Raw genomic sequence first — 13,216 nt, forward strand, 5'->3', positions numbered from 1 at the left:
TATAAGGGATCTTAACGTTTCGAGAACTGAGGAGCACGACGTGCTGCTTTCAAACCATACTTCTTACGTTCCTTCATGCGTGGGTCACGAGTCAGGAATCCGGCTTTCTTCAGGGAACCACGGTATTCCGGGTCAACCTTCAGAAGAGCACGGGAGATTCCGTGACGGATAGCTCCAGCTTGACCAGATGTTCCGCCACCGTGTGCGATAACGAGTACATCATAGTTGCCCAAAGTTTCAGTCAGTGTCAAAGGTTGTTTGACGATCAGTTTGAGTGTTTCCAAACCGAAATATTCATCCATCTCACGTTTGTTAATGACAATGCGTCCTTCACCCGGTACAAGGCGAACACGTGCTACCGAATGTTTACGACGACCTGTCCCATAGTATTGTACTTGTGCCATGAAACTGTCCTCCTCTATTCTTATCCGCGAAGTTCGTAAACTTCAGGTTTTTGTGCTGCATGTGGATGCTCAGCGCCTGCATAGACTTTCAATCTCAGCTTCATGTGGTTGCCTTGACGAGTCTTAGGAATCATACCATGAACAGCAAATTCGATCATGCGTTCAGGTTTAGTCTTAATCAGGTCTTCAGCAACAGTAACCTTCAGGCCACCTGGGTGCATCGAGTGACGGTAGTATTTCTTGTTCTGCATTTTCTTACCGGTCAGGTGAATCTTCTCAGCGTTGATAACAACAACGAAATCTCCTGTATCAACATGTGGTGTGAATTGCGGTTTGTGTTTGCCACGGATCAAAGCTGCGGCTTCGCTCGCCAAACGACCAAGTGTTTTGCCTTCGGCATCAATAATGTGCCAATTGCGTTCAACTTCGTTCGGCTTCGCCATGTAGGTGGTACGCATGAATGTTTCCTCCTTGTTCTCGTACGAAAAATCATCTGTTTCGTATATCTTGTTTCTCATTGGTTTACGATTATGTTAGTGAAGCAAAGACTTTTGTTGGCATTTTCTTGATCGGGGCTGTGGGATAGCCATCAAGAAAACACAACTTTTATATTACAGTATAAACAAGACAAGTGCAAGATATTTTTAGCCATTACGCCTGTTTTTTTATAAAGTAATTCTACTCCCAAGACTCCTCGTATTCCACACTCATTAAAGCCAGTCCTTGAGACATAGCTGTAGGTCCGGCCGCAGCACGGTCGCATGCTGCCAGAATTTCAGCCACCTCATCAGCCTGCAGTTTCCCTTCCCCTACATGAATCAGCGTCCCCATAATAATCCGCACCATATGCTGCAGAAATCCACTGCCGGTCACATAGGTGTATATGACGCCCTGGTCTGTCGACGATGGACGGCACATGCTGCGGTCGATCTCCATATGGGCCTCGAAGATGGTTCGGACATGGGAAGTCTTCGTAGAGCGCCGTGATGCAAATGAGGTGAAGTCATGAGTGCCGATCAAATGAGTCAATCCCTGCTGCATAGCCGGTATATCCAGCTGCACAGGATGGTGATGCTGCCAGCGGCGCTGGAACGGGTCCGGGAACCGGTTGCCGTTAATTGTGTAACGGTAGGTTTTGCGCTTCGCTCCTCTGCGGGAGTGGAACGACAACGGCACCTCTCTGGCCTCCGTTACGACAATGTCCTGCGGCAGTCTGGCATTAAGCGCCAAACACCAGCGCTCGAGCGGGATCTGCGAGGAGGTCGTGAAGTTGAACGGCTGGCCATAAGCATGGACCCCGGCATCTGTACGCCCTGAGGCGGTAATCTTAGTCGTCTCACCCGTCAGATGGAGGATTGCCTGTTCCAGTCTGTCCTGAATCGTATTGCCCTTAGGCTGGGTCTGAAAGCCATCATAACAGGTGCCGTCATAATTGACCTTCATCAATAGATTGCGCATTCCCTTATCCCCTTGCAAGATATACTAAGCTTCTTCAAAAAGAAACGGCTCTGCCGTCCGCTGAAAAAGGCGGCTCCGTTTCTCCGAGAAATAGAAGGAATAAAGTATCAGGTGAAACTTATACTCTCTTCTATTTCAAAAAAAAAGAGCCCCTGCGGGAGCTCCTTCCACTCTACCAAGGCGATTCCCGCGGTTAATTGTACGGCAGGGCTTATCCCCCTGCTGCACATTAACACTTGTATTCTCAAAGCCCTTGTCCGGGGGACAGTGGCAGTGAGGAGTCATTCGGAAATCAGTTCTTGTGTACTACGCGCGGTCTACGAGTTCAAGATAAACCATAGGCGCAGCATCGCCACGGCGAGGTCCCAGCTTCAGGATACGAGTGTATCCGCCTGGACGCTCTGTGTAACGAGGAGCAATATCAGAGAACAATTTTTGGATTGCATCTTGTTCACCGTCAATAGTCTCGCGGCGAACAAATGCAGCTACTTGACGGCGAGCATGAAGATCGCCCTTTTTCGCTTTAGTGATCAGTTTCTCAGCGATGGAACGAACTTCCTTCGCCTTGGCTTCCGTTGTCTGGATGCGTTCGTATAGGAACAGATCCGTTACCATATCGCGGAACAATGCTTTGCGCGCGCTGGAATCACGGCCCAATTTTTGGTATGCCATTTGTTTTCCCTCCTTTACTCAAGCAATCTGTAAGCTATTCTTCTGTACGGAGTCCCAAACCAAGCTCTTCCAGCTTCTCCTGAACTTCTTCCAAAGATTTACGACCCAGGTTGCGCACCTTCATCATATCTTCTTCCGTCTTCGTGGTAAGCTCCTGCACGGTATTAATACCGGCACGTTTGAGGCAGTTGTAGGAACGGACAGAAAGATCAAGCTCCTCGATTGTCATCTCAAGAACTTTTTCTTTTTTGTCTTCTTCTTTTTCAACCATAATTTCGGCGTCTTTCGCTTCATCCGTAAGTCCTACGAACAGAACGAGGTGCTCGTTCAAAATTTTGGCTCCGAGGCTTACAGCCTCTTCCGGTCTGATACTGCCATCTGTCCAGATCTCCATGGTCAACTTGTCATAGTTGGTTACTTGGCCAACACGAGTGTTGTCTATGCCATAGTTGACACGGGAGATAGGAGTGTAGATGGAGTCAACCGGGATAACACCGATTGGCTGATCGTCGCGTTTGTTCCGGTCCGCTTGGACGTAGCCGCGACCACGGCCTGCAAAAATACGCATGTGAAGTCTCGCGCCAGGTCCCAGCGTTGCAATGTGCAGATCCGGGTTCAGGATTTCAACGTCGCTGTCCGCACGGATATCACCTGCGGTAACGATGCCTTCTCCTTCAGCATCAATCTCGAACACTTTCTCTTCATCTGAATGAATCTTCAGGGAAAGAGCTTTAAGGTTCAGAATGACCTCCGTTACATCTTCCATTACGCCGGGAATGGTCGAGAACTCATGCAGAACGCCGTCAATTTGGACCGATGTTACTGCGGCTCCCGGAAGGGAGGATAGCAGAATCCGGCGAAGCGAGTTCCCCAGAGTCGTGCCATATCCACGTTCGAGCGGTTCAACTACGAATTTCCCATAGGTTCCTTCATCATTGGCTTCTACGGTCTCAATCTTCGGCTTTTCGATTTCTATCACGAGTGTACCCCTCCTTCAAACGTCGCTCCTATATGAAACTGTCACCCCATCAGGTGCATCATGTAGTATGCCTAAACACCTATTATTAGCAGATGCGTCAGAATTATACCACATTCACGATACTGATTTCACTATACGCGGCGACGTTTCGGCGGACGGCATCCATTATGAGGAACCGGAGTTACGTCTTTAATGAGGTTAACTTCCAGGCCAGCGGCCTGAAGGGAACGGATGGCTGCTTCGCGGCCCGCGCCTGGTCCTTTAACCATAACTTCTACAGACTTCATGCCGTGCTCCATCGCTGCTTTAGCTGCTGATTCAGCTGCCATCTGTGCTGCGAATGGAGTCGACTTACGCGATCCTTTAAATCCTTGGCCGCCGGAGCTTGCCCAGGAAATTGCATTACCGTGCGGATCCGTAATGGTAACGATAGTGTTGTTGAACGTGGAACGAATATGTGCCACGCCAGTTTCGATATTTTTACGGTCGCGGCGTTTGGTACGTACGACTTTTTTCGGTTTAGCCATTGTCTCTTATCCCCCCTTATTTCTTTTTGTTTGCTACCGTACGACGCGGGCCTTTCCGGGTACGGGCATTCGTTTTGGTACGTTGACCGCGAACAGGCAATCCACGACGGTGACGAACACCACGGTAGCAGCCGATCTCGGTAAGACGTTTAATATTCAAGGAAACTTCACGACGAAGGTCACCTTCAACCTTAACTGATTTATCGATCGTTTCACGCAGTTTGCTGACTTCATCTTCCGTCAAATCACGGACACGTGTGTTAACGTCAATGCCTGTTTCATTAAGAATTTTCTGGGAAGTCGTTTTACCGATTCCGAAAATATAAGTCAAGGCGATCTCAACGCGTTTGTCACGTGGCAAATCCACTCCAGCTATACGAGCCATTTTACGCTACACCCCCTTCTTAACCTTGTTTTTGTTTGTGTTTCGGATTTTCGCAAATTACCATAACAGTCCCTTTGCGGCGAATAACTTTACATTTCTCGCAAATGGGCTTTACAGAAGGTCTTACCTTCATGTTAATTACCTCCTCAAAGTTTTACGCTAGTAAAACTGACTTCGAAAGGATTCACTCAGTTTCACCTCAGTAAAACCGGCTTCGTAGTTCCCATCTATTTACGGTAAGTTATACGGCCTTTTGACAAGTCGTAAGGCGATAACTGTACAACCACTTTGTCTCCGGTCAATATACGGATAAAGTGCATACGCAATTTGCCGGATACATGAGCAAGTATCTGATGACCGTTCTCCAGCTCAACCTTAAACGTTGCATTCGGCAACGGTTCAAGGACCGTACCTTCTACCTCAATGACATCTTCCTTAGCCACAGTTAGTCTCCTTTCTCCTCAGCACTTTGTCCGGCGGATCCGCCATATTTCAGAACTGCATAACGCAGCTTGCCATTGGTTACCCGTCCGGTTTCTTCCAAACTGCTTACAATCTCATTGCTAATTACGGGTATGAGCTCCAAATGCAGAATATTCTTCTTCTTCGGAACATCAAACTTACGTTTGTCCCCATCAGCAATATATACAAATCTGCTATCAACAACTGCGATAACAACGGCAGCCTCTCCGGCATCCTTGCCTTTGAGAATTCTCACTAATTGACCAACCTGCAGGCTGTTCACATTATTCAAGTGATGATCACCTACGCATTCAGTTTTGTGAAAATTTCCATGCCGTCCGGAGTAACTGCTACTGTATGCTCAAAATGAGCACAGAGTGAGCCGTCTACCGTAACGACTGTCCAGTTATCTTCCAGTGTTCTGACATTTCTCTTCCCTGCGTTCACCATCGGCTCAATCGCGAGTACCATACCCGGCTTCAGACGTGGTCCGCGGTCCGCTATGCCATAGTTAGGAATTTGCGGTTCTTCATGCAGTTTTGCCCCAATGCCATGACCCACATACTCGCGTACGACTGAGAAGCCAGCCTCTTCGATGTATTGCTGGATCGCATGGGAGATTGTAAACAAGCGCACATCCGGTTTAACCAGCGCCAGTCCAGCGTACAAGGAGCCTTCCGTAATGTCCAGCAGGCGCTGAGCGTCTTCGGAAATGCTGCCTACCCCGTAGGTCCAGGCGGAGTCACCGTGATACCCGCGGTATTCCGCTCCGATATCCAGCGTGATAATGTCGCCTTCAAGCAGTTTGCGTTTACCGGGAAATCCATGCACCAATTGTTCGTTAACTGAAGCGCAAATGCTGGCAGGAAACCCGTTGTAACCTTTGAAAGACGGCACAGCACCTTGACTGCGAATGTATTGATCGGCGATTCTGTCGAGCTCTCCGGTTGTAACTCCTGGCGCAATGGCTTCGGAGATCAGACGGTGACTCTCGGCAACAATTCGACCAGCTTCCCTCATAAAGGCAAGTTCCTGTTCGGATTTACAAATGATCATTACACTAACCCCGCACTAAAGATACGATTTCAGAAGTAACGACATGAATATCGTTTTCTCCGTTCACCTGACGCAAAAGACCTTTATTGTCATAAAATGCGAGCAGAGGCGCTGTTTTTGTATCATACTCATCCAGGCGCTTGCCTACACTCTCTTCGTTGTCATCCGGACGTTGATACAATTCTCCGCCATCATTGTCGCAGATGCCTTCTTGCTTCGGAGGATTAAAAATCAAATGGTAGGATGCTCCGCAAACACTACAGATGCGGCGTCCGGTAAGACGCGCCATCAGCAGTCCACGGTCTACATTCAAGTTGATCACATGATCCAAGGAAGCATCGGAGCGGCCAAGAATGTCATCCAGGGCTTCTGCTTGCGACAGAGTTCTTGGAAAACCATCCAAGAGAAAACCCTCTTTGCAATCAGGCAGCTGTAGCCGTTCTTCCACAATTCCAATCGTCACATCATCTGGCACAAGCAAACCTTGATCGATGAAAGATTTGGCCTTCAATCCAACCGGAGTCCCCTGCTTGATCGCCAAGCGAAAAGCATCTCCTGTCGAAATATGTGGAAGTCCAAAGGTCTTCACGATCTCTGCAGCCTGTGTCCCCTTGCCTGCCCCAGGAGGGCCCATGAATAAGATGTTCACGATTTCTCTCTCCCCCCACAAGTTCGCCACCAAGCAAGAAACAGCACAATAGGTGCCGGGAAGTCTGTGGAACTTATGCTTCGCCGGAACCTATCGCCTATTTATTGATGAAACCTTTGTAATGGCGTTTGATCAGTTGGCTCTCGATCTGCTTCATGGTATCCAACGCCACACCGATTACGATCAGCAGTGCAGTACCGCCGATGCGAACCTCTTTAGGCAATCCGGACAAAGCGCCGAAGAACATCGGCAATACGGAGATCAAAGCCAGGAACAGCGCACCCGACATCGTCAGGCGGGACATTACTCTGGTCAAATATTTCTCTGTAGCTTTACCAGGACGAATACCTGGAATGTATCCACCATTCTTTTTCATGTTCTCGGCCATCTGCTGAGGATTCATCTGAACAAACGTATAGAAGAACGTGAATCCGATGATCATAACGATGTACAAAAGCATTCCAAGTGGTGCATCCATTGCCATGTATTTCGTAATCCATTTTGCCCATTCGTGCGTGGACCAGAAGTTGGCAAGAACTACCGGAAACTGAAGCAATGAAACGGCGAAGATAACCGGAATTACACCTGCCGCATTGATCTTCATCGGAATATGCGTATTCTGTCCACCGTACATTTTGTTGCCAACCACACGTTTGGCATATTGTACAGGAATCTTCCGAATGCCTTGCTGCACGAAGATAACTCCTGTAATAATCGCCACAACGACAATCAGCACAATAACGACTTTAAGAATATTCAGGAACACCTGATCCGGCTGAATAAAGCTTGACTGTGCCGTACTCGTGATATATCCCGGGATGGCGGCGACGATTCCCGCAAAAATCAGGATCGAGATCCCGTTTCCTATTCCCTTTTCTGTGATCTGCTCACCTAGCCACATCAGGAACGATGTACCTGCTGTCAGAATAATCGCGATTAGCAGGTAATCCGCAAAGGTTGCATTGGGAATCATCTCAGTGCCATATATCCGGTTAAAACCGATTGATGTGGCAAAAGCCTGAATCAGACCCAACACTACTGTGCCATAACGGGTAACTTGCGCCAGCTGCTTTTTACCGTGCTCCCCTTGTTTAGCCCATTCGGCAAACTTAGGTACCACATCCATTGAAAGCAACTGCACGATAATAGACGCGGTAATGTACGGGTAAATACTGATCGCAAAGATCGAGAAGTTTTTAAGCGCTCCGCCCGAGAAGGTGTTCAAGAGTCCCATCAAAGCGTCTCCGCTCTGATTCGCTGTTTCCAGTACTTCCTTGTTTACACCGGGAACCGGTACAAAAGAACCAATGCGGTAGATAAACAGAACGAACAGGGTGAACAGAATCTTTTTGCGCAAATCTTCAACATGCCATATATTCTTAAACGTCTTGATCATTAGATCACCTCGGTTTTACCGCCGGCAGCTTCGATTTTCTCTACCGCAGATTGAGAGAACTTATTTGCTTGTACCGTCAATTTAACGGCTAATTCGCCATTGCCGAGGATCTTAATGCCGCTCTTGGAGTTTTTGACAACACCAGTTTCAAGCAACAGCTGAGGAGTAACTTCCGTTCCTTCTGCAAAGCTGTTCAGATCTTCCAGGTTCACAATCGCATACTCTTTACGGGTAGGATTGACGAAACCACGTTTAGGCAGACGACGATAGAGGGGGTTCTGTCCACCCTCAAAGCCCAGACGAACACCACCGCCTGAACGCGAGTTTTGACCCTTGTGACCGCGGCCGGAAGTTTTACCGTTTCCGCTACTAGGACCACGACCAACGCGATTGCGTTCTTTGCGGGAACCCGGAGCCGGAGCTAGTTCATGTAACTTCATCGTTTGCACCTCCTTATGTTTGTTAATTTAGAGAAGGCTATTAGCCTTCAATTTCTGTTACGGATACCAGATGGTTCACTTTATTGATCATACCACGAACCGCAGCATTATCTTCTTGAACCACAGTCGAGTTAAGTTTACGCAGGCCGAGCGTCTTAACAGTAACACGTTGTGTTTCTGGACGTCCAATCAAGCTGCGTACGAGGGTGATTTGCAATTTTGCCATTGACGTTCCCCTCCTTAACCGCGCAATTCTTCGACAGATTTGCCGCGAAGTTTCGCGACCTCTTCAATGCGCTTCAGACGGGATAGACCCTCCAAAGTTGCATTGACCATATTCATGGAATTCGAAGAACCCAGTGATTTTGTCAAGATGTCGCCAACGCCTGCCAATTCCAATACCGCACGAACCGGGCCGCCAGCGATAACGCCAGTACCTTCGGATGCCGGTTTCAGCAACACAAGGCCTGCGCCGAAGTGTCCTGTAACCAGGTGAGGAATCGATGTTCCCACGATTGGAATGTGAATCAAGTTTTTCTTGGCGTCTTCAATGCCTTTACGGATGGCATCCGGAACTTCGCCGGCTTTACCGATACCAGCACCAACGTGTCCATTGCCATCGCCCACAACAACAAGTGCGCTAAAGCTGAAACGGCGTCCGCCTTTTACAACTTTTGCTACACGGTTAATGTGTACAACTCTTTCTGTCAGCTCTAAACTGTTCGGATCTACACGCAAGTCGTTAACCTCCTTTTGAGAATTATTCTAGAATTCAAGACCAGCTTCGCGAGCTGCATCAGCCAATGCCTGAATCCGTCCATGGTACAGGTATCCACCGCGGTCAAATACAACCACTGCATAACCTTTTTCTTTAGCGCGCTCAGCGACCAACTTACCCACTTTGCTTGCAGCTTCAACGCTGCCGCCATTTCCGATGCTAGCACTCAGTTCTTTATCAACAGTGGAGGCAGATACGATAGTAGCGCCTGTCACGTCATCGATCAATTGAGCGTAGATGTGTTTCGAAGAACGGAACACATTCAAACGCGGACGCTCAGTAGTTCCCTGAATTTTCTTGCGAACACGCAGGTGTCTTTTGAGCCGAGCCTTGTTTTTATCTTCTTTTGTAATCATGACTTCTATTTCACTCCCTTCAGTTGCCCTAGGGCAGCCTTGACTTTAAGATACACGGGCTATCTTACAAGCAGGAATCAGCCGGTTACTTCTTCTTACCGGCCTTACCTTCTTTGCGGATGATACGCTCGCCTTCATACTTGATACCTTTACCTTTGTAAGGCTCTGGTTCACGGACAGAACGGATTTTGGCAGCATATGCGCCAACACGTTCTTTATCGATACCTTTAACGATGATCTTCGTGTTCACGGGAACTTCGAACTCGATGCCCGCTTCCGGTGAGATTTCAACCGGGTGAGAGTAACCAACGTTCAGTACGATTTTATCTCCGGATTTGCTTGCACGATATCCGACCCCAACCAGCTCCAGAGATTTCGTAAAGCCTTCAGTCACACCGCTAACCATGTTATTGACAACGGAGCGGGTTGTGCCGTGAAGAGAACGATGCATTTTGTTATCCGATGGACGAACAACGGTGATTTCGTTATTTTCAACTGTAACCTTCATGTCTTTATGAAGCTCACGAGTCAAAGAACCTTTGGGACCTTTTACTGTAATAACGGTATTGTCCAAAGTGACATCTACACCGCTAGGTACTGCGATTGGTTTGCGACCAATACGAGACATGTGTTGCACCTCCTTATCTTGTGACGTTTATTACCAAATGTAGCAGACAACTTCTCCGCCAGATTTAGATTGACGAGCTTCTTTGTCGGTCATAACTCCCTTAGATGTGGAGATAATCGCGATCCCCAGGCCGCCGAGTACACGAGGCACTTCATTGCTCTTCGTGTATACGCGAAGGCCTGGTTTACTGATTCTTTTCAGACCGGTAATAACGCGCTCCTGGTTCGGTCCGTATTTCAAGAAGATACGGATAATCCCTTGTTTGCTATCTTCAACAAATTCTGCATCACGGATGAAACCTTCACGTTTCAGAATGTCCGCGATTTGTTTCTTCATAGTTGAAGCAGGCATCTCTACTGTTTCGTGACGCACAACATTAGCGTTACGAATACGAGTAAGCATATCTGCGATAGGATCAGACATAGTCATGTGTGTAAACCTCCTTCCCGTTTATAAACTTCTTACCAACTTGCTTTTTTCACGCCAGGGATCTGGCCTTTATAAGCTAACTCACGGAAACAAATTCTGCAAATTTTGAACTTTTGCAGTACCGAATGTGGACGACCGCAACGCTCGCAACGTGTATATGCACGTACTTTGAACTTGGGCTCGCGTTGTTGTTTAACTTTCATTGAAGTTTTTGCCACTTAGCCTGACACCTCCTAAACAGTTTCGGAGAAATGGATATTGGTGCTTTATTTTATGAAAGGCATTCCCAGCTGGGTGAGCAGCTCGCGGGATTCCTCATCCGTCTTTGCAGTCGTTACGATAACGATGTCCATACCGCGGACCTTATCCACCTTGTCGTACTCGATTTCAGGGAAGATCAGTTGTTCTTTAAGACCCAGTGTGTAGTTACCACGGCCATCAAAGGCTTTGTTGGAAATACCACGGAAGTCACGTACGCGTGGAAGCGTTACGTTAACCAATTTATCAAGGAAATAATACATACGCTCGCCGCGCAGTGTTACTTTAACCCCGATTGGCATGTTCTCACGCAGTTTGAATCCTGCGATCGATTTCTTGGCTTTAGTGATGATTGGCTTCTGACCAGTGATCAGTTGCATATCATTAACTGCAGCGTCAAGTACTTTGGAGTTTTGAACAGCGTCACCCACACCCATGTTGATGACGATCTTCTCAATTTTAGGCACTTGCATTACAGTTGTATAGTTAAACTTCTGCATCAGAGCAGGTGTAATTTCATTCAGGTAACGTTCTTTCATTCTTGCTGCCATGAAGATTTAACCTCCTTTCTTTAGGGCTAGATTAGTCGATAATTTCGCCGGACCGTTTAGCAACCCGGACTTTTTTACCGTTGTCCAAAACCTTGTAACCGATACGGGTTACTTTGCCGCTCTTCGGATCAATGTGCATTACGTTGGACACATGGATCGTAGCTTCCTGCTCGATGATACCACCTTGCGGGTTCAGCTGGTTTGGCTTCTGGTGTTTCTTCATCATGTTGACGCCTTCGACCAGAACACGGTTCTGACGAGGATAAGCAGCGATGACACGGCCTTTTTTACCCTTGTCTTTTCCGCTGATCACCATTACTACGTCATCTTTCTTCACGTGCAACTTATTGTTATGGGATTCCAGAACTTTTTTCACTCTAGGCATTTATTACACCTCCTATAACTAACCTTCTCAACTATGAGCCGCTGTTTGCGGCCACGGGATATTTAGATTACTTCCGGTGCCAAGGAAACGATCTTCATGTAGTCCTTGTCGCGAAGTTCACGAGCAACTGGTCCGAAGATACGTGTTCCACGAGGGCTTCTGTCGTCTTTTACAACAACTGCTGCGTTTTCGTCGAATGCGATGTAAGAACCATCTTTACGGCGGACAGAACGTTTGGTACGAACAACAACCGCTCTTACCACATCACCTTTTTTGACAACGCCGCCTGGTGTTGCTTGTTTAACGGAACAAACGATCAGATCCCCGATTGCTGCTGTACGACGTCCAGTACCTCCCAGTACGCGGATACACATCAGTTCCTTCGCACCAGAGTTGTCTGCCACATGCAAACGTGTAAATGGTTGAATCATTTTAAATTTCCTCCTTCCGGAAAAACTCTCTTGATTATCTTAGATGATAACCGCTGTTTCAATCACTTCAACCAGTCTCCAGCGTTTGTCCTTGGACAACGGACGAGTTTCCATGACCTTTACAACATCACCGATTTTTGCAACATTTTCTTCATCATGTGCCTTGAATTTCTTCGTGGACTTGATGCGTTTATGGTACAGGTTATGCTTTTTATAGGTTTCAACAGCAATTACGATGGTTTTATCCATTTTGTCACTGACTACTTTACCGACCAGCACTTTACGTGCATTGCGTTCTTCACTCATAGTTAGCCTCCTTCCTGAATACGGATGTTAGATCCGCCCTCACTTAACTAATCCCAAGTACTCTTTGATGGATAACGGTTTTAGCACGAGCTATTTCCTTGCGCACATCACGAATCCGAGTCGGGTTATCCAGCTGGCCAGTTGCCAATTGAAAACGGAGATTGAAAAGTTCCTCTTTGAATCCGGCGATCTTTTGTTCAATCTCTGCAGTGGTTAAGTTGCGAAGTTCATTAGCTTTCATTTGCTTCACCACCCAATTCTTCACGTTTCACAAACTTAGTCTTTACAGGCAGCTTGTGAGCGGCAAGACGCATCGCTTCACGAGCGATTTCTTCCGACACGCCTCCGAGTTCGAACATGATCTTGCCCGGTTTAACTACGGCTACCCATTTCTCAACGTTACCTTTACCACTACCCATACGAACCTCAAGAGGCTTCTGAGTCACTGGCTTATCTGGGAAAATCTTGATCCAAACCTGTCCGCCACGTTTGATGTAACGTGTCATAGCAATACGGGCAGCTTCGATCTGACGGTTAGTAATCCATGATGGTTCCAGGGCTTGCAGACCGAATTCACCGAAGTTCAACTCAGTACCGCCTTTTGCCATACCTCTCATGTGACCGCGTTGTTGCTTGCGGTGTTTAACGCGCTTTGGTACCAACATG

Annotated in this window: 26 protein-coding genes; all 26 read right to left on the bottom strand. The window is 47.5% G+C overall.

The annotated features are described in order from the left end of the window. Positions 1-11: 11 nt before the first annotated feature. Positions 12-404: a 30S ribosomal protein S9 gene (gene rpsI / locus B9T62_RS28375; RefSeq protein ID WP_087918323.1), complete on the bottom strand. Its 393-nt coding sequence runs from the start codon at positions 402-404 to the stop codon at positions 12-14. Between the two features lie 20 nt (positions 405-424). Beyond that, positions 425-862: a 50S ribosomal protein L13 gene (rplM, locus tag B9T62_RS28380; protein ID WP_087918324.1), complete on the bottom strand. Its 438-nt coding sequence runs from the start codon at positions 860-862 to the stop codon at positions 425-427. 220 nt (positions 863-1,082) lie between these two features. Next, positions 1,083-1,862: a tRNA pseudouridine(38-40) synthase TruA gene (gene truA / locus B9T62_RS28385; RefSeq protein WP_087918325.1), complete on the bottom strand. Its 780-nt coding sequence runs from the start codon at positions 1,860-1,862 to the stop codon at positions 1,083-1,085. 306 nt (positions 1,863-2,168) lie between these two features. After that, positions 2,169-2,534, bottom strand: coding sequence for a 50S ribosomal protein L17 (gene rplQ, locus B9T62_RS28390; protein ID WP_076225057.1), 366 nt, complete (start codon positions 2,532-2,534; stop codon positions 2,169-2,171). 34 nt (positions 2,535-2,568) lie between these two features. Then, complete coding sequence (locus B9T62_RS28395; RefSeq protein WP_087918326.1) at positions 2,569-3,513, bottom strand: DNA-directed RNA polymerase subunit alpha; 945 nt, start codon at positions 3,511-3,513, stop codon at positions 2,569-2,571. A 131-nt stretch (positions 3,514-3,644) separates the two neighbouring features. Then, the gene (rpsK, locus tag B9T62_RS28400; protein WP_087918327.1) at positions 3,645-4,040 is read right to left on the bottom strand and encodes a 30S ribosomal protein S11; all 396 of its coding nucleotides are present in this window, start codon (positions 4,038-4,040) and stop codon (positions 3,645-3,647) included. Between the two features lie 16 nt (positions 4,041-4,056). Then, positions 4,057-4,425 carry a 30S ribosomal protein S13 gene (gene rpsM, locus B9T62_RS28405; protein WP_087918328.1) on the bottom strand — a complete coding sequence of 123 codons (369 nt, stop codon included), beginning with the start codon at positions 4,423-4,425 and terminating at the stop codon, positions 4,057-4,059. Positions 4,426-4,444: 19 nt separating this feature from the next. Continuing rightward, positions 4,445-4,558, bottom strand: coding sequence for a 50S ribosomal protein L36 (gene rpmJ / locus B9T62_RS28410; protein WP_003322638.1), 114 nt, complete (start codon positions 4,556-4,558; stop codon positions 4,445-4,447). Positions 4,559-4,652: 94 nt separating this feature from the next. Beyond that, entirely contained in the window at positions 4,653-4,868 is a 216-nt protein-coding gene (gene infA, locus B9T62_RS28415) for a translation initiation factor IF-1 (protein ID WP_036652996.1), read from the bottom strand. Positions 4,869-4,870: 2 nt separating this feature from the next. Then, the gene (locus B9T62_RS28420; protein WP_087918329.1) at positions 4,871-5,179 is read right to left on the bottom strand and encodes a KOW domain-containing RNA-binding protein; all 309 of its coding nucleotides are present in this window, start codon (positions 5,177-5,179) and stop codon (positions 4,871-4,873) included. 11 nt (positions 5,180-5,190) lie between these two features. After that, positions 5,191-5,943 (bottom strand): type I methionyl aminopeptidase, encoded by a 753-nt coding sequence (gene map, locus B9T62_RS28425; protein ID WP_087918330.1) that lies wholly within the window; start codon positions 5,941-5,943, stop codon positions 5,191-5,193. A 4-nt stretch (positions 5,944-5,947) separates the two neighbouring features. Beyond that, the gene (locus B9T62_RS28430; RefSeq protein WP_087918331.1) at positions 5,948-6,592 is read right to left on the bottom strand and encodes an adenylate kinase; all 645 of its coding nucleotides are present in this window, start codon (positions 6,590-6,592) and stop codon (positions 5,948-5,950) included. A gap of 97 nt (positions 6,593-6,689) precedes the next feature. Next, positions 6,690-7,988 carry a preprotein translocase subunit SecY gene (gene secY / locus B9T62_RS28435; protein WP_087918332.1) on the bottom strand — a complete coding sequence of 433 codons (1,299 nt, stop codon included), beginning with the start codon at positions 7,986-7,988 and terminating at the stop codon, positions 6,690-6,692. Then, complete coding sequence (gene rplO / locus B9T62_RS28440) at positions 7,988-8,428, bottom strand: 50S ribosomal protein L15 (RefSeq protein WP_087918333.1); 441 nt, start codon at positions 8,426-8,428, stop codon at positions 7,988-7,990. Before rplO ends, secY begins: the two co-directional genes overlap by 1 nt. A 40-nt stretch (positions 8,429-8,468) precedes the next feature. Next, the gene (rpmD, locus tag B9T62_RS28445; protein ID WP_087918334.1) at positions 8,469-8,654 is read right to left on the bottom strand and encodes a 50S ribosomal protein L30; all 186 of its coding nucleotides are present in this window, start codon (positions 8,652-8,654) and stop codon (positions 8,469-8,471) included. Positions 8,655-8,668: 14 nt separating this feature from the next. Then, positions 8,669-9,166, bottom strand: a complete 498-nt coding sequence (gene rpsE, locus B9T62_RS28450; protein ID WP_087918335.1) for a 30S ribosomal protein S5 — start codon at positions 9,164-9,166, stop codon at positions 8,669-8,671. 27 nt (positions 9,167-9,193) lie between these two features. Continuing rightward, on the bottom strand, positions 9,194-9,562 hold the full coding sequence (gene rplR / locus B9T62_RS28455) for a 50S ribosomal protein L18 (RefSeq protein WP_087918336.1): 369 nt from the start codon (positions 9,560-9,562) through the stop codon (positions 9,194-9,196). Between the two features lie 85 nt (positions 9,563-9,647). Then, complete coding sequence (gene rplF / locus B9T62_RS28460; RefSeq protein ID WP_087918337.1) at positions 9,648-10,190, bottom strand: 50S ribosomal protein L6; 543 nt, start codon at positions 10,188-10,190, stop codon at positions 9,648-9,650. Between the two features lie 30 nt (positions 10,191-10,220). Next, positions 10,221-10,619, bottom strand: a complete 399-nt coding sequence (gene rpsH, locus B9T62_RS28465) for a 30S ribosomal protein S8 (protein WP_087918338.1) — start codon at positions 10,617-10,619, stop codon at positions 10,221-10,223. A gap of 32 nt (positions 10,620-10,651) precedes the next feature. After that, on the bottom strand, positions 10,652-10,837 hold the full coding sequence (locus B9T62_RS28470) for a type Z 30S ribosomal protein S14 (RefSeq protein WP_036589425.1): 186 nt from the start codon (positions 10,835-10,837) through the stop codon (positions 10,652-10,654). Positions 10,838-10,885: 48 nt separating this feature from the next. Beyond that, on the bottom strand, positions 10,886-11,428 hold the full coding sequence (gene rplE / locus B9T62_RS28475) for a 50S ribosomal protein L5 (protein WP_087918339.1): 543 nt from the start codon (positions 11,426-11,428) through the stop codon (positions 10,886-10,888). A gap of 31 nt (positions 11,429-11,459) precedes the next feature. After that, complete coding sequence (gene rplX / locus B9T62_RS28480; RefSeq protein ID WP_087918340.1) at positions 11,460-11,813, bottom strand: 50S ribosomal protein L24; 354 nt, start codon at positions 11,811-11,813, stop codon at positions 11,460-11,462. A gap of 62 nt (positions 11,814-11,875) precedes the next feature. Further along, positions 11,876-12,244, bottom strand: a complete 369-nt coding sequence (gene rplN, locus B9T62_RS28485) for a 50S ribosomal protein L14 (protein ID WP_036680556.1) — start codon at positions 12,242-12,244, stop codon at positions 11,876-11,878. Positions 12,245-12,283: 39 nt separating this feature from the next. Next, positions 12,284-12,550 carry a 30S ribosomal protein S17 gene (rpsQ, locus tag B9T62_RS28490; protein ID WP_087918341.1) on the bottom strand — a complete coding sequence of 89 codons (267 nt, stop codon included), beginning with the start codon at positions 12,548-12,550 and terminating at the stop codon, positions 12,284-12,286. A gap of 43 nt (positions 12,551-12,593) precedes the next feature. Further along, entirely contained in the window at positions 12,594-12,791 is a 198-nt protein-coding gene (gene rpmC / locus B9T62_RS28495; protein WP_019908232.1) for a 50S ribosomal protein L29, read from the bottom strand. After that, complete coding sequence (gene rplP, locus B9T62_RS28500; protein ID WP_087918342.1) at positions 12,781-13,215, bottom strand: 50S ribosomal protein L16; 435 nt, start codon at positions 13,213-13,215, stop codon at positions 12,781-12,783. The genes rpmC and rplP overlap by 11 nt, the downstream gene beginning before the upstream one ends. Between the last annotated feature and the right edge of the window lies 1 nt (position 13,216).

This window comes from Paenibacillus donghaensis (genome assembly GCF_002192415.1).
GTDB classification, from domain to species: domain Bacteria; phylum Bacillota; class Bacilli; order Paenibacillales; family Paenibacillaceae; genus Paenibacillus_AQ; species Paenibacillus_AQ donghaensis.